This is a genomic window from Spongiimicrobium sp. 3-5 (genome assembly GCF_046557915.1).
GTDB lineage: Bacteria > Bacteroidota > Bacteroidia > Flavobacteriales > Flavobacteriaceae > JBHEBG01.
Window position 1 is genome coordinate 129,759 of sequence record NZ_JBHEBG010000004.1, and the last position, 17,574, is coordinate 147,332.

General features: G+C 40.3%; 10 protein-coding genes. 2 read left to right on the plus strand and 8 right to left on the minus strand.

Features of this window, described 5'->3' with window-relative positions; genetic code table 11:
• From ACEQ81_RS14905 to ACEQ81_RS14935, 7 genes are all read right to left on the minus strand, one after another.
• Positions 1-2,220 carry an NADP-dependent isocitrate dehydrogenase gene (locus ACEQ81_RS14905; RefSeq protein WP_411031710.1) on the minus strand — a complete coding sequence of 740 codons (2,220 nt, stop codon included), beginning with the start codon at positions 2,218-2,220 and terminating at the stop codon, positions 1-3.
• Between the two features lie 776 nt (positions 2,221-2,996).
• Positions 2,997-4,328: a carboxypeptidase-like regulatory domain-containing protein gene (locus ACEQ81_RS14910; RefSeq protein WP_411031711.1), complete on the minus strand. Its 1,332-nt coding sequence runs from the start codon at positions 4,326-4,328 to the stop codon at positions 2,997-2,999.
• Between the two features lie 126 nt (positions 4,329-4,454).
• Positions 4,455-5,186: a 23S rRNA pseudouridine(2604) synthase RluF gene (rluF, locus tag ACEQ81_RS14915; protein ID WP_411031712.1), complete on the minus strand. Its 732-nt coding sequence runs from the start codon at positions 5,184-5,186 to the stop codon at positions 4,455-4,457.
• 58 nt (positions 5,187-5,244) lie between these two features.
• Positions 5,245-6,816, minus strand: a complete 1,572-nt coding sequence (locus ACEQ81_RS14920) for a sodium:solute symporter (protein WP_411031713.1) — start codon at positions 6,814-6,816, stop codon at positions 5,245-5,247.
• Between the two features lie 17 nt (positions 6,817-6,833).
• Positions 6,834-9,830, minus strand: coding sequence for a glycoside hydrolase family 2 TIM barrel-domain containing protein (locus ACEQ81_RS14925; RefSeq protein ID WP_411031714.1), 2,997 nt, complete (start codon positions 9,828-9,830; stop codon positions 6,834-6,836).
• A gap of 67 nt (positions 9,831-9,897) precedes the next feature.
• On the minus strand, positions 9,898-10,842 hold the full coding sequence (locus ACEQ81_RS14930) for a hypothetical protein (RefSeq protein ID WP_411031715.1): 945 nt from the start codon (positions 10,840-10,842) through the stop codon (positions 9,898-9,900).
• A gap of 37 nt (positions 10,843-10,879) precedes the next feature.
• On the minus strand, positions 10,880-13,327 hold the full coding sequence (locus tag ACEQ81_RS14935) for a M14 family metallopeptidase (protein ID WP_411031716.1): 2,448 nt from the start codon (positions 13,325-13,327) through the stop codon (positions 10,880-10,882).
• Between the two features lie 207 nt (positions 13,328-13,534).
• Here ACEQ81_RS14935 and bshC point away from each other — a divergent pair, with 207 nt between their 5' ends.
• Positions 13,535-15,136: a bacillithiol biosynthesis cysteine-adding enzyme BshC gene (bshC, locus tag ACEQ81_RS14940; protein ID WP_411031717.1), complete on the plus strand. Its 1,602-nt coding sequence runs from the start codon at positions 13,535-13,537 to the stop codon at positions 15,134-15,136.
• Here bshC and ACEQ81_RS14945 read toward each other — a convergent pair.
• Positions 15,125-15,670 (minus strand): pyridoxamine 5'-phosphate oxidase family protein, encoded by a 546-nt coding sequence (locus ACEQ81_RS14945; protein WP_411031718.1) that lies wholly within the window; start codon positions 15,668-15,670, stop codon positions 15,125-15,127. The genes bshC and ACEQ81_RS14945 overlap by 12 nt on opposite strands.
• 368 nt (positions 15,671-16,038) lie before the next feature.
• On the opposite strand from ACEQ81_RS14945, the gene guaA reads away from it, so the two are divergent.
• On the plus strand, positions 16,039-17,574 hold the full coding sequence (gene guaA / locus ACEQ81_RS14950; protein ID WP_411031719.1) for a glutamine-hydrolyzing GMP synthase: 1,536 nt from the start codon (positions 16,039-16,041) through the stop codon (positions 17,572-17,574).

Sequence of the window (17,574 nt, forward strand, 5' to 3'; positions counted from 1 at the left end):
TTATAGTCGCTCCAAAATGGCATTGAGCGTCTTGCTTGGCCTCATGGCTTCGGCACGCTTTTCATCATCGGGTTTATAGTAACCCCCAATATCTTGTGGTGAGCCTTGAGCGTTATTAAGCTCTTCAACAATTTTAGATTCGTTTTGGGTCATGGCGGTGGCTATTTCCCCAAAAACAGATTTAAGCTGTTGATCCTTGTCCTGTTCGGCCAAGGCTTGTGCCCAGTATAGGGATAAATAAAAATGACTACCACGGCTATCCAGTTCGTAAACTTTTCGTGATGGGGATTTATCGTTATCCAGAAATTTCTCCGTTGCCATATCCAAGGCGTCTGCCAAAACCATGGCTTTTTGGTTGTTATTTTTTTCGCTGTAGTGTTCCAAAGAGACCCCTAAGGCCATAAACTCCCCTAACGAATCCCAACGTAGATGCCCTTCTTCCAAAAATTGTTCAACATGTTTTGGCGCAGAACCTCCGGCCCCGGTCTCAAAAAGACCACCACCGTTCATTAACGGAACAATGGAAAGCATTTTTGCGCTTGTGCCAACCTCAAGGATGGGGAACAAATCTGTAAGATAATCGCGTAACACATTACCAGATACGGAAATGGTATCTTTTCCGTCCTTTAAGCGCTCCAAGGTAAATAATGTAGCCTCTGCCGGAGATAATGTTCTGATATCCAGGCCTGAGGTATCATTTTGTGGTAAATAGGCATTTACCTTTTTTATCAGTTCGGCGTCATGGGCCCTGTTCTCATCCAACCAAAACACGGCGGGTGTATTGGAAGCCCTAGCTCTGGAAATGGCAAGTTTTACCCAATCTTGTATTGGAGCATCTTTTACCTGGCACATTCTCCAGATATCTCCTTGCGCCACGTCATGCGATATTAGTATATCGCCTGTATTGTTATCCACAACATTTACCTTTCCGTCGCTCTCAATTTCGAAAGTTTTGTCGTGCGAGCCATATTCTTCAGCCTTTTGGGCCATTAGACCCACATTGGGGACTGTACCCATTGTTCTTGGGTCAAAGGCACCGTTCTTTTTGCAGAAGTCAATGGTGGCCTCATATATGCCTGCATAACTACTATCTGGGATAACAGCTTTTGTATCTTGGGATTTGCCCTCGGAATTCCACATCTGACCAGAATTACGGATCATTGCGGGCATAGAGGCATCTATTATGATATCGCTGGGTACATGAAGGTTGGTGATTCCTTTATCGGAATTAACCATTGCAAGATCGGGACCGTTTGCAATGGCGGCCTCAATATCTTTTTCAATTTCTTCTTGTTTGTCTTTGGGGAGTTCTTGCAATTTGTGAAGCATATTTTCCAACCCATCGTTGGCACTTATTCCAAGGGTTTCAAAAACGGCATCATGTTTTTGGAATACATCGGCAAAATATACTTCCAATGCGTGCCCAAAGATGATAGGATCGGATACTTTCATCATTGTTGCCTTCATGTGCAAGGAAAATAGAACACCTTTGGCCTTTGCATCGGCAACCTCTTCCTGTAAGAAGGCCAAAAGGGCCTTTTTACTCATTACCGTGGCATCAATGATTTCGCCTGCCAAAAGCGAAACCTTCGCTTTTAGGGTATTTATGGTTCCGTCGTTTTGCTGTAGTTCAATCCGAACATCGGTTGCATTGCTTACGGTAAGTGATTTTTCGTTCGACTTAAAATCCCCTTGCTCCATGGTAGCCACATGCGTTTTGGAATCTGGACTCCAAGGGCCCATGGTATGAGGGTTCTTTTTAGCGTAGTTCTTTATAGGTTTTGGAGCTCTTCTATCCGAATTTCCTTCACGCAATACCGGATTTACGGCACTCCCTTTAATTTTATCGTATCTAGATTTAATCTCTTTTTCTATATCACTTTTAGGTTCATCCGGATAATCAGGAAGATCATACCCTTTTCCCTGTAATTCACTCAACGCCTCCTTTAGTTGCGGGATAGAGGCACTTATGTTGGGTAATTTGATAATATTGGCCTCCGGTGTCTTGGCAAGTTGCCCTAAAATGGCTAGATCATCTGTTATTTTCTGTTCTTCTTCCAAAAAATCGGGGAAGGCAGAAATGATTCTTCCAGCCAATGAAATGTCCTTGGTTTCAATATCGATTCCGGAAGTTTTTGTAAATGCTTTAACAATTGGTAGGAAAGATTGAGTCGCCAAGGCAGGAGCCTCATCGGTTTTTGTATAAATTATTTTAGGCATGTGAACTAGTGATTTTCTTTAAGAGCAGCAAATATACAACTTTATAGCTGCGAAAGAAGTGGCACTATGTCAAAAATTTCAGAAAGAACATTAGGTGGTGAAGTGTTTGTTTTGGCCTTGTTCCATGGTTTTTGGCCTTTGTGTTTTGGGGCTAAAAGACAAAAGCCATATCATGGTACAAAGTACACTGATATGGCTTTTTAGAAATAGCTTACAAACTTTTTGTCCTGTATCCTTATGGATTGCTCCATATTTCTACAAAACCGCAACCATTGATTGCATTTGCGTCGCTCTTTCAACGTTTAAAACATTTTTCGTCCCTAATTGTTAAACCAAGCAACTACTCTATGCCTCTTCTCGTTGTTTAAACATCTTACCTTTTTACCACAGAACCGAGGTTCTGTCATCAATCCGTAAGCGTCTACATAAGCTTTAAATCGCTAGGCGTTTTAACCTTATGCTTGCTCTTTTAAACCTTTCCTGTATAAATACATTCCTGGTCTTCCAAAACACTACAACAATATAAAGAACGTCAACTTTATAGTAATCTTAAGGTCCTGACCATTGCTGATATTTCCTCTTGACCACGAAATAAAAGTAGCTTTTTTTTAATCATTTGCAAATTTTATAAAGGATTAAAAATCAACATAATATGAACTATGGTTATAAACAATTGTTCATAAATGCATTTGAATGTTGGGTTTGGGTCTTCTGTTATGAACATAAAAAAAATCGGCCTAAAAGCCGATTTTCTTTAAAATATTATTGGCCCTCATTTAGGGAGCCGAAGTACCTCCTTTGGCATTAACCCTTTTTAGTTGGCGCTGTATTTTTTTGATGGCCGATTCTATGGACTTCTCGGGTTCTATAATATTGTATTCTCCCCAGAAATCGGGATCCGAAAAGCCAATGGCAGTGTCACTAAGAATAATGGAAGATTTGATTCTGTCCTTATATTTTGGTGCTTCCTCAGTGAGATTTTTTTCCCAATCGGTTACGGCCATTTCACAGGTCATGCTGTACACGGAATTAAACAGTTTTTTATTCCAGTTTACTTTAAATTCTAACAACACATTACTATATCCGTAGTACCATCTACCATTTTTTTCTCTATAATCTACCCGGTAGGCAACTTCTGTTGGATATACCTTGGCATTTCTTGGCTTTCTACGGACAAACATCTTACTTGCCTTATCTTTATTGGTTATGTTGAGCGAATAAATTGCGCTTGTCAAAATTTTATTTTCCGCGTCTATGTACAATTTTCCGGTATACAACGGATCATCTATATAGGCATGCTGCGTAAAGTTGACTACATATATTAACCTGTCGTTTATTCGCGTAGAGCGATCAAAGCTGAATGTATATTCCGAAATCGATGCGTCAGTGAAAATATATTCGGGGTATTTCATTAAGTCAACAAACAATGCATTGAAAGGGCCTCCCTGTAATTTTAACGCAATGGTATCCAATTTGCTGTAATCCGTACTTTTTCTTGCCTTATACAATTTCACCGCATCCTTTTTAACAGAGGTATAAGGTGTTTTGTAAATGTTTACAACGGCTTCTGAAAGGGATACGTTCCGTCTTCTTTTCTTAATGGTCTCCCTATAAAAGGCCGTCATTAAGGTGGGGTCGTTAAAATAATTCTCCCCTTTCTTTGCCAGCGTTTCCCGCACCAGTTTTTCCGCATTTTTTGGAACGCTCAAATTTACTTCCGCCAACTCGGTGATGGACACGTCCAATAGAATACGGTTCTTATTCTCTTTCATTTGCGCCAAAGGCACCAGTTTGGTCTTATAACCCAGAAACGAAACTAAAATGTTACCAGAGGTGATTGTCTTGGGTATTTTTAGAAGAAATTGTCCTTCGGTATTGGTAACCGTGGAAATGTTGGAATCTTCTAGGGCCAACGAAGCAAAAACCAATGGTTTCTTCGTTTGACTGTCCATTATCTTACCCCTATATTGATTAAAATCTACCGTTTGCTTACTTTCCACTTGGAAGAAGGTAGCCGCCATTAGGGAATCTGGCACTCCTACGAGCAGCAACATTGCAATGGCCGCAATAGAAGATTTTTTTAAAAATTTCACAACAATTTTATTCATGCCTTAAATATTAAAAAGTCTTTGTTTTGGAAAAGAAAATATACTCTAAGATAATGATTTTTAATGATATATGTATGACGAAAATCAGTTTTGTTATTAAATATCGCCCAAGCGTAACCGGGTCTTTTAACCGTCATGGGTTTTGGAGGAAGGAGCCACAAGACGATGGATCTCCTCTAATTCTGCATCGGTGATGTACCTCCATTTACCTACCGAAACATCTAAGTTTATGTTCATTATCCTTACCCGTTTAAGTTTTACCACCCTGTAATCCAAATATTCGCACATCCTACGAATTTGGCGGTTGAGGCCTTGGGTTAATATAATTTTGAACTGGAACTTACTGATTTGCTCCACCTTGCACTTTCTGGTAACCGTATCCAATATAGGTACCCCGTTCGCCATTCTTTTGATGAAAGAACCGGTAATTAGCTTATTGACCGTAACCAAGTATTCTTTTTCATGATGGTTTCTTGCTCTCAAAATCTTGTTCACTATATCTCCATCATTGGTTAGAAAAATGAGTCCCTCGCTGGGTTTGTCCAAGCGACCGATAGGAAAAATACGTTTCGGATAGTTTATGTAGTCTATTATATTGTCCTTTTCTACCCCCGTATCTGTGGTACAAACAATACCTACGGGTTTATTAAAGGCCAAATAAACCGGTTTTTCCTTTGGTTCGGCGATAAGCTCACCATCTACCCTTACCTCATCTTTAGGGGTAATCTTTGTACCCATTTCGGGTACAAGGCCGTTGATGGTAACCCTTCCCTGATCTATAAGTTTGTCCGCCGCCCTTCTAGAGCAATAACCAACTTCGCTAAGGTATTTGTTTATCCGAACGGATGTTTCCTTCATTTTAACGATATCACTTTTATGGAAATACAAAGGTAACCATCATGGCTGTAAAGTTCTTTTACCATAACCAAATAAGTATTCCAAAAATGGTGAGTGCAAGTAAAATGGTTTGATAGATATAGTTTTTGTACCACGGTACATCTTCAAAACTATCCATAATAAGTGCTTTCCTATAAGTAAGTTTTTTTATTTTCTCGGCATCCGGAGCCGGGGTCAGTTTACTTACAACAACGAATATTGCTGTTGATAAAATAACCATTAGACCCACATTCATGGTATAATGAAGGTGCCAAAGATCAAACTGTTCCAACACAAATAATAAGACACCTGCTAGCGTACCTAGGATTAATGTCCAGAAAGCACCATCGCCATTTCCTCTTCTAAAGAATACACCCACAAGAAAAATAACGGCTATGGGGGGCACAATAATGGAGAACATTTGTTGCAAGTAGTCCCACAGACCTGTGAAGTTCTGTATTTGCGGGGCCCACAGTGCGGCAACAATCATTAACACCAAGGTAGTGATCCGCCCATATTTAACAATTTCCTTTTCTGTTATGTTTGGTCTTTTTGGTTTTATAAAATCGATGACCAATAGGGTAGAGGATGAATTTAGGGCAGAATCTACACTAGACATAATCGCCGAAATAACACCAGCCAACACTAGACCTACAAGACCTACGGGGAGAACTTTGGTCACCAAAGTAGGGAATACGGCATCCCCGTTGGCAATATCCGGAAATAGGCTAATGGCCATAGCACCGGGAATAACCATTATAAAAAGTGGAATTATTTTTAGAAAGCCTGCAAAAACAACGCCCCATCTGGCTTGCTTCATATCTTTTGCTCCCAATACCCTTTGAAAAATATATTGGTTGGTAGACCAATACCAAAACCCGAGAAAAGGTACTCCCATAAGCAGTCCTGGCCATGGTAATCCGGGATCATCAATAGGTTGTACTACTGAAAAATGGCCTTCTGGGGCCGATGCAACTACCTTGTCCCAATCATAATCCAATTGTCCAAAAAGTATCCAAGAGATTATACCACACCCTACAATTAGAATTACTGCCTGTATGGCATCGGTATAAACCACTGCCTTAAGTCCGCCACCCGCCGTATAAATACCTGCTACAACGGCCAAAACAAGAGACGTTTGCCACATAATAAGCCCTGGAAAAAAAGTCTGCAACACCAAACTACCAGCATACAGTGCTCCTGCTGTTTCTATCAGAATGGTACTGAAAACGGTTATAGCCGAGAAAAATAACTGTGATCTTCGGTCATATCTCAATTGTAAAAATTCGGGAATGGTCGTTATCTTACTTCGTAAGTAAAGCGGAATAAAAATGAGTGCCGCAATTATCAATGGAAGGCCCGACATCCATTCGTAGACCGAATTTACTATCCCTGTGGTATAGGCTGCCCCGGCAAGGCCTACAATAGTAGAACCAGAGATGTTGGAGGCAAACAATGATAATCCGATAACTCCCCAACCAAAGGTGCGCCCACCAAGGAAAAGATCTTCTCCGGTTTTGGTCTTTCTAGAAATCCAAAGACCAATAAAGAGAACAAGGAGGAAATAGAAAATGACAATACCAATGTCTATATTAGAGATAGAACTTTCCATAATTTTTGGTTGTTTGGTTATGTGGTTTCGATAAAGATATTAAAAGTATAGCTCTTTTCTTTAAGGAGGTATTCGTCTTCGGGAGGCGATAGCCAGGAATCTATTCCGCCCACCCCCATATGTTTATGGTCAATACAAAGATGGATGCCACCCTTTCTAGATAGTTCATGACTCCTACCTGTGTTGCGTTCTTTTCTGGATAACTGTGCCAAACTATAATCTAAAGCACTAAAGGAGAAGGGATCCTTTCCTAAAACTTTTATACCATATTGTCTACTAGTGTCCGATAATTTTATCCAGGCACAGTCTTGTTTAGCACCGTTCTCTTGTAGTGATAAATACGGTACATATTGCTCACTTACTGTGGAAGTGTGTACGTTTATATGTGCCGCAAATTTTCTATCCACATAGTTTTCGTGTGGACCTCTACCAAACCATTGGATATCATGGAGTTCATCTATTAATGTAAGGTGCAGACCCAGTCTGGGCAATGTTGGTAAATTATCTTCTATGGTGAGGGTACCTTGTATCAGTAATTGGTTCTTATCCGTCATTACATAGGTTAAATGCAATTGTGCCCTGTTATTTCCTAAATCGAAAGTACATTGGATCATAGAGGAGTCATGACGCATGGATACCAGCCTAAATTGGTCATGCGCTTTTTTCCAATAATCGTATTTTAAAGGCATTTCCCATCCAAAGTCATTATCCGTAGGTGGTCTCCAGAATATAGGCCTTATGGGAGCTAATAGAAACTCCTTATCGGAAATTGTAAAAGAAGTAATTAATCCGGACGTTACATCTACGGCAACGCCGATATCGGGACCGGATAGTACCAAGTGGTTGTTTAAATCGCTAACCGCATCGGTAAAGTTATCAGGGCTTAACTCCGGAATGGTTTTGGCCTTTTTAAGTAAGAATTGTTCCGTTGCTAAGATATGCCCTTTTTCGGCCCAAGTATTGGCTTCTTTGGCAACCACTTGAAGGTTTAAATAATGGTCAAAAAGACCATCTAATTTAGAAAACGAATATGGAATGGTGATAAGTTCCTCCGAGTTGGATGCGATGGTGAGCGGTAATTCACCATGTTGATCTGTACCCATTTCCGAAATAATGGTCCATTGTAGCAGATAGTTGGTAACCTCCGTAAACAACCATTGGTTTTGCAACCTAAATGATCCTATGGCCGTGTTTACCATATAAAATTGTATAGGCTGGTATACTTTCTTCATTTCCCAAATGGCCGGTTTGGGCTTAGCGTTGGGCCAGAGCAGCCCATTAATGCAAAAGTTACCATCGCTAGGAATACCCGAGGGCCCAAAATCCCCACCAAAGGCCCAGAACTCTTTTTTATTTTTTACGGTGCGTAACCCTTGGTCTAACCAGTCCCAAATAAAACCACCCTGCAGGCAATCATATTGATGGGTTAGATCCCAATAATCCTTAAGACTCCCATTACTATTGCCCATGGCATGGGAGTATTCGCACATGATATACGGACGGTCACCACGTTCTTTGGCATAGGTTTCCACCTGTGCCAGGGTAGGGTACATGGGGCAAATAATATCGGTATGGGCTCGCTCTTCAGCTTGTTCGTATTGTATGGGTCGGGTAGTGTCTTGTTGCTTTAACCATTTGTAGGCAGCTTCAAAATTTATACCGTCCCCGGCTTCGTTACCCATAGACCAAACAATTACAGAGCAGTGGTTTTTACTCCTATGGTACATTCGTTCCACACGATCTAAATGTGCTGCTTGCCAGGTTTCTCTTTTTGCAAGGCTCTCTGTGCCAAAACCCATACCATGACTCTCTATATTGGCCTCATCTACCACATAGAGCCCAAATTCATCACAGAGCCGGTACCATTCCGGTGCGTTTGGATAATGGCAGTTTCTTACGGCGTTAATATTAAAACGCTTCATCATCAAAATATCGTTAACCATACTCTGACGGGTAATTACATGGCCCGTATCCTGGTCGTGCTCATGACGGTTTACACCTTTAATCGTAAGTGGAAGGCCGTTAATATGAAGTTGATTTTTGATAATCTCAATGTTTCTGAACCCCACTTTTGTATGTATCTGATCGACCCGTTTTTCATTTTCAATAAGCGTGATACTTAAATCGTATAAATAGGGGGTTTCACCTGTCCAAGGCTTTACATCCGGCAGATTTAAGGTAATCTCCGATTCTACGGATTTACCCGGATCGCAACCGTAATTGGCCGAAGCCGTTGTTGGTCCGGACCGACCATCTGTAAGTGTTACTTCTATGGTGCCGGTAGCACCACGGATAAATTTGTTGATAATGGATGTTTTTACGGTTAGGACACCGTCTTTATAATTGTTGATCAACGAAGCGGTAAGTTTATGGTCTTGGATATAAACAGGGTTGTGGGCTACTAGGTAAACACTCCTTTCTATACCGCTGAGCCGCCAGAAATCCTGACATTCCAGATAACTGCCATCGCACCATCTAAATGCCTGGATTACAATTTCCACCTCATCTTTGGCGTATGCCGTGATATCTAATACAACCTCGGTTTTACTATCTTGGTTGTAACCCAAAAACGCTCCATTTATCCAAAAGTAAGCCGCAGATTTAATAGCGCCAACAACGAGGAACACTTGTTTACCGTCCCAACTTTCCGGTACCGAAAATCGCTTCTTGTATACTCCCGTAGGGTTGTTTTTGGGTACAAAAGGCGGGTTTTTTGGAAAAGGGTAGCGGTCATTTACATAAATGGGAATACCATAACCGTTAAGTTCCCAATTTGAAGGGACTTGGATGCTTTTCCAGGCAGTGTCCCCGAGATCTAAATTTAAAAAGTCTTTGGGAAGATCCGTAATGTTTTCTCCCCATAAAAAATGCCATTCACCATTTAAAAGCAAGACATTATCCGCTGTTCTCGGTATATGTCTAAAGGCTGCAGGGGATTCTTGACCAATATTGAAAACCGAGGGGTCCGATAACCAAGTATACTTTGGACTTTTTATGGAGATACTTTTATGCATAATCTATATGATGATCAATATACCTTTATTTTTTAGACCAAGAAAGGCCTGCACGGGACACCGATGTCTAGTCCAATAGATATTTAGAGATGTAGAATTTGCCACTTTCCCCAATGCCTCGTGGAATATAAAGGGACTTATGGCTTTGTACATAATCCAAATCCCCAAAGTATGCCTTCCCATCCTTTAAATTGGACATTTGCAAACTACCGTTTAGATGCCAAAGAGCCCTATTGGAAACTGTGGTAAGAAAAAAACCTTGCCCCCCATCGGAACATATGCCATCAAAATCCTCTACTTCCGGTGTTAATTTTACAGTTTTAATTTCTTTTGTTTCAATTACTACGGTACATAGGTTTAGGCCAGCAATCCAGAGCAGACCATCTTTCGCAATTATTCCGTTGGCCCATTGTAGGCTTTCCTCGTCTTTAACAAAAGTTTTCAGTGCGCCATCAACCACTTTAAATACGGCATGAACAAAAGAGGCTGTCACATAAACATCACCTTTTTCGGTAATTGCTACATCGTTTAGACCTGCATTTTCTATTGGAGATTTCATTTTTTTTAGTACGTTGCCAGTTTGGGTATCGATTACCACAAGTTGGTTTACGTCGGCTATATATAACATGTTCTCAAACAGGGCCATCCCGGTTGGCCTATTTAGGTCTACCACCCATTTTAATTGCAAGAGATCTCCATTTGCCGATATTTTTGAAATAAACCCGTCGTTCCCCACTTTATAATCCTTTCCGTTGGAGGCGTAAAGGGCTTTGTTTTGGGTGTCATAAAGAACACTTTCTACCTGTTGAAGGCCCGCTTCCATTAACCAATCGGTAGTGGAAACAATGCTTGGACGCCCTAGCGAATCCCTTTGGTTATGAGGGAGGGATATTTTCTGATCAGCGTTGGCATTGGGTACATTAGACTTCTGGTCCCTGTTTTTACAGGCCATACCAAAAATTAGTGGCGCCAGGATTATAAAATACAGTTTTGCCCTTAACCTTACTACCATAACAATTGTATTTTCTAAATTGGAACCGGGTTAAAAGCTAATTCGCCATAAACAATGCATTGACAAAGAAGAGTTTGCCACTTTCCCAAAAACCTCTGAACAGGGGATTATCTACCATATAGACGAGCTTTCCTTTTCCGTGTTGTTCCATGGCAAAAACCGTTGTGTTCTTTATTCGCTTTTGGGCCTCACTACCAGCAAATCCGGCAACAGGTTCCGTACTATCACCGATATAAGATACGGTACCTTCGTCTATAAAGGCATAGGCACTGTTTCCAAGTTTAAGAGAAAAATAGGTATCCGAATAACCAAAAGCGAGGGGATGTGTATTGTCTACATTGGTTTTAAAAATTGCTCCGGTAATGGAGTTTTTTATTTGTTCCCTCCTTGTTTGGTCATAAATAGATACCTGGGCAGCAGAATCCTTTTCAATTTCCTTGGCTGCCAACCCAAAACCATTTTCTCCTGTAATTCCTTTGATAGCGCCTCCCATTGCTATCAGTTTACCTCCGTTGTTTACCCATACCTTAAGTTTATCCAAATAACGTTCCTTAAACCTATCCCCATAAGTGCCACTTGGTAAGATAAGCACATCATATGTGGAAAGGTCTACTTGCCTTATATAATCGCTATCGATAACAGTAACAGGGTAGTTTAATTGTTGTTCAAAAAAATGCCAAACCTCTCCGAAGCGCAAAGTTGAGGTAGGCTCTCCAGAGAGTACGGCTACCTTGCTATTAGGAACCATCTCTACGTATTGCGACCCAAAGTCTTTTCCTTCGTCTACGAAACCGGTATTGGCAATGGTCAGGCTTTTGTTGTGATCTTCGCTAACTGTTTTAAGAGTTGCCAAGAAATCCTGATGTTTAGCGTTATCGGCTTTGGTAATTATTAAACTACCGCTATCATAACTTTTTCCATCCAGGGTAAAAGGTTTTTTTGCATAACGCACTCGAATGCCTTTTTGAAGCAATCGAGAGAGAAAACGCGCATCTTTCATACTATTCCAATCAGAAATGAAGGCATAGGCATTTTCACTATAAGCTATTTGCTCGGCTGGTGCTTTTCTGTATGCTTCTGTAGATACTAAACTTTCCGATGCAATTGCCTCCAAACCGTAGGCAAAGGGCAAGGACCACGCCGTTATATCATAAGTTATGGAATCGCTGAGTTTGGCGTTTGGCTCAAACAAGACTTTTACGAGTGTAGCTTTGGACTGATTTGTGGAAATTACCAAGTTCTCTTTCGGGATTCTATAACTTCCATTTTTTGCCCTAGAATAGTGATATCCTTTTGCCGTTGAACTGTTGGTAGCGCCATATTGTATTTCGTGCTGATCTAATAAAGTGGTTAAGGCGTCCATATTGTCGGTATTGCCATATAGCACATAACTTTTGTACTTGTAATTTTTGTTCTTATAGAAATTTTTAAATTCCTCGGTTAGTTCAGAGAAGTTTTTAGAGGCAACTTCTACGGTAGACAGCCCAGTTGTGTAATGGTGCGCTATTCTATCTTTAAGGGTAAGGGTATCGCCAAGGTTGTTTATAACAGCCAGTCCGGCATGGCCACTACCTCCTTGCTCATAGGTCATTCCTATTGCCCCATTATAGGAAGGATAGGTATCTCCGTAACTTGGATAGAACAAATCATAAACTTCCTTGGTAAAATAAAACCAGCCCTTGGCATCAAAATAGCGTGCGTGGTTTTTTCCAATGGTGACCTGAAATTTACGTTGAAAATCGGTGATTACCTCATGAAAAGGCTCCGCGGCAGGCGCAAAAAAATAGGGGTCGTCTACACCTTGCTCATGAAAATCGGCATGTACATGTGGTAACCATTGATTATATTTTTTAAGACGTTGTCTGCTCTCTATCTGTGTTAACCAGGCCCAATCTCGGTTAAGGTCGAACATATAATGATTAGAACGTCCGCTCCACCAACCTTCGTGGTGTTCCTTGCTATTTGGATCAACGGTATAGGGTGTATTCTTATATTGATTGTACCAGTTGGAATAACGATCGCGCCCATCCGGATTTATACAAGGATCCATAATTACGATGGTATTTTCCAAATAACTGCTCTTAGCGGTAAGCAATTCGTAAAGAGTAAGCATGGAGGCTTCCGTACTTGCACTTTCGTTGCCATGTACATTATAGCTAAGCCAAACAATTGCCTTGGAGCCATTTACATCACCTAAGGTACTTTTAAGATGCTCTTGTCTTATGTGTTCCAAGTTGCGCATGTTTTCCTCAGAAGAAATGTAGGCCAATATTAAGGGCCGCCTTTCATTGGTTTGGCCATACTCTATTAGTTGTACCCGAGATGGCATAGTCTCCGCAACATGTTTATAATAGGCAACGACCTCATAATGTCTTGTAAATTGTGTTCCCACCGGGTATCCTAAAAAGGCCGATGGAGATTGTAACTTCTGGGCAACTGAAGACATGCTAAGTAGCAGTGCAAGAGCAAAAAGGAAATGCTTCATAAACAATGAATTGGTTTGTAAGGCCCCAAATCTAGCAATAAATATGTAAATTAAGTCTTAGGAATAATAGAATCTCTTTCATTGCTTAAGTTGTTCCCCGTAACCCAGTTTTTCCATTCTTTTGTCGCATGCCCCAACTTCTTAACGTATTTTTAGGAACTGAAAAGCGTTAGAGTTTTATCTTTACCCGTATTTTTTAGGCTTTATATGGACACCGATTGTATACCCTTTAAACAGACTGGTTATTTCTCAAATTTGATATGCGATTATCTTGAAGAAGCCGATACCCTAAAGAATTTCTACCATAGATTTCCCAATTTGGACAACTTTAAGGAACAAATTGAGGAAAAGAGAGCCAATTACCCCAAAACCCATAGAGGGATACTTAACAAGGCACTTAAAAATCAATACGAAGGCGTACAAATACACAAAAAGACCCAGACAAATATAGATAAGTTACAGAAAGACAATACGTTTACCGTTGTTACCGGTCATCAACTCAATCTATTTACGGGCCCGCTCTACTTTCTCTACAAAATTATCTCCACAATTAACCTTACGGAAGAATTGAAGAAAAAATATCCTGATCAGTACTTTGTCCCGGTATATTGGATGGCGACGGAAGATCACGATTTTGAAGAGATCAATTATTTTAATTATGCGGGAAAAAAAATACAGTGGAACAGAGAGGCGTCGGGAGCTGTTGGAAAATTGGATACCGAAGGTTTGGAAGCCGTTTATGAAGTTTTTTCCAATGCCTTGGGTGATAGTAAAAATGCCAATTTTTTAAGGACTTTGTTCTCCAGTGCGTACCTTAAACACAAGAGTTTAACAGAAGCTACCCGATTTTTGGCCAATGAACTTTTTGGGGCCTATGGGCTTGTAATCTTAGATGGGGACGATAAAACACTTAAATCCCTTTTGACACCCTATGTTGAGAAAGAAGTATTGGAAAACGTAAGTTTTGACAAGGTAACGAAGACCGCTACCCAGTTGAGGGCTACCTCCGATACATACAAGATTCAAGTTAATCCTAGGGAAATCAATTATTTTTATTTGGCCGATGGCATTCGGGAAAGGATCATTGAAAAGAAAGGGGTTTTCGTGGTAAACGATACTAAAATTGAATTTACCAAAGAACAGCTGATTACCGAAATAAACCAGTTTCCAGAGCGGTTTTCGCCTAATGTAATTACAAGGCCTTTGTACCAAGAGGTAATTTTGCCCAACCTTTGTTACATTGGGGGGGGAGGAGAGTTGGCCTATTGGTTAGAACTGAAAAGTGCTTTTGAGGCAGTAAAAGTTACTTTTCCAATGCTCTTACTCCGTAATTCGGCACTGCTTATCACAGAAAAACAATATGCAAAAGTGGGGAAGCTTAATTTAGAAGTGGCCGACCTGTTTTTAAAGCAGAATACCTTTATAAATAAAAAGATAAGGGAGATTTCTAATATTGATATTGATTTTACTCCTCAAAAAGAAAGTTTAACCACGCAGTTCCAAGCCTTGTACGAATTGGCCAAACAGACCGACGAATCTTTTATAGGCGCTGTAAAGGCGCAAGAAAAAAAACAACATAAGGGTTTAGATCGTTTGGAAAAACGTTTGTTGAAAGCCCAAAAACGAAAATTGAAAGATCAGGTTATTAGAATGACGGAAATACAGAATATTCTGTTTCCCAATGGATCCTTGCAAGAACGAAACCTTAATTTTTCCGAACTTTATATGGAATGGGGAGAAGATCTTATTCCTATGCTGATAACTGCCTTAAAACCTTTGAAAACAGAATTCTTCGTACTAAGGCACTAAATACTGGCCAATCCACATGCCATCTTCTTTTTGAAACGCTACCCTTAAATGGTGCGGTTCGTTCAGTTTCAAATATTCTACTTTTCTTGCTTCAACATGAATGACGGTAAAAAAGTCCTTGTCTTTTAAATACTCTATGTCATCCGGGTTTTGTATACCACTGCCCGGAGCATCCGTGGTAGTATATGCCTTATGCGATTTTGTAGGCACATCTTTCCAAAGTTCCTGTTTTATTTTTTGGTCTGTATTTATTCTGGCAACCCCTTCTATGGTAAGCTGTAGTAACTTAGTTGGGTCATAAAATAGTAGGCTCACCTGGTTATGGTCCAAAATATGCCCTACTTTTTTAGAGCGCCCATCGGTATAGAAGGTTAAAACTAAGTCGGAAGAAACATTCCTTAAGACCACAGTACGCAATCGGGCATTATTTTCTTCGCCCGTAGTTGCCAGTGTAAAATATTTAAAGGGGTGTCCCTTTGTGGTAAGAGCGGATTGTAGTTCCTTGTTTATTTCCTGAAAAAAAGTATCTATCATGCTTAGGTTTTATGGGCGAAACAAAAAAAGTTACAAATTAAAGTAGGGTATTTTGGGATTACGTTGTTATATATACAAAGATTGCTGTGAAAAAGATTTAGGTATCGTTTTTTTGAGTGCCATCAATACATTCGATACACTTTTTCGAGCTGCAATTTAGAAAAAGAAATAAGTGTCATAAATTCATGTGTTTAGGTTGGTTTTTGATTAAGAAAAGCCCTGACGTCCTTGTCAGGGCTTTTTATTTTTTGGTCATTTTTTTGTAGCTACATAGCCCTGTAATTTTCAATCACCATTTTTTTTAAGGTATGATCATAAATATACTTAAAAGAACCTTTTTCAAACAATTCAAATTACTATTTTTGCCCATGCAACAAAACAACGTCCTTATTTTAGATTTTGGTTCCCAGTATACACAACTCATAGCTCGTAGAGTAAGGGAACTGAATATTTTCTGTGAAATTAAACCGTTTAACCATTTACCAGAGGATTTGTCGTCCTATAAAGCGGTAATCCTATCGGGATCTCCATTCTCCGTTCGCGGTGATGACGTATTACACCCCGACCTATCCCAAATAAAAGGAAAAGTGCCTTTATTGGGTGTTTGTTACGGAGCGCAATATTTGGCACATTTTAACGGTGGTAAGGTAGCTGCGTCCGACACCCGTGAATATGGTAGGGCCAAACTTTCCTATATCAAAAATGAGGAACCTTTTTTTAAAGCACTGTCTACGGGTAGTCAGGTATGGATGAGCCATTCAGATTCTATCAAAGAACTTCCGCCAAATACCATTTGTTTGGCAAGTACACACGATGTTGAAATGGCGGCCTACAAATTTGAAGGTGAAGATACCTATGGAATACAATTTCACCCAGAGGTATATCATACTACAGATGGCAAACAACTGCTGGAAAACTTTTTGGTACATATCGCCGGTATTGCCCAAACCTGGACACCCGATGCCTTTGTAGAAACCACAGTGGCAGAGCTTAAGGAAAAAATAGGGGACGATAAGGTTATATTGGGACTTTCCGGAGGTGTAGATTCTTCGGTTGCGGCTGTATTGTTGCATAGGGCCATTGGAAAACACCTACATTGCATTTTTGTAAACAACGGGCTTTTACGTAAAAATGAGTTTGATGCAGTACTAGACCAATATAAGCATATGGGCCTTAATGTAAAGGGTGTGGACGCTTCGGCACGCTTTTTGGATAATTTGGCTGGGGAGGGTGATCCCGAGAAAAAACGTAAAATAATAGGAAGGGTGTTTATAGAGGTTTTTGATGATGAAGCACATTTGGTAGAAGATGCCAAATGGTTGGCGCAAGGTACCATATACCCCGATGTGATAGAGTCTGTTTCAGTAACGGGAGGTCCATCGGCAACTATAAAAAGTCACCATAACGTAGGTGGTCTACCCGATTTTATGAAACTAAACGTGGTAGAACCTTTAAAGATGCTGTTTAAGGACGAGGTACGTAGGGTAGGTGCAAGTATGGGGATAGATACCAACATTTTAGGAAGACATCCATTTCCCGGCCCTGGACTTGCTATTAGGATCTTGGGAGATATAACGGCCGATAAAGTTTCTATTTTACAAGAAGTAGATGCCATTTTTATTACCGGACTAAAAGAATGGGGTCTATATGATAAGGTTTGGCAGGCCGGAGCCATGCTTTTACCCGTAGATAGTGTAGGCGTAATGGGTGATGAAAGAACGTATGAAAAATGTGTTGCACTACGAGCAGTGGAAAGCACCGATGGGATGACCGCAGATTGGGTAAATCTGCCCTACGAGTTTTTACAAAAAACATCAAATGATATAATAAATAAGGTAAAAGGCGTTAATAGAGTAGTATATGATATCAGTTCAAAGCCACCTGCCACTATAGAATGGGAATAA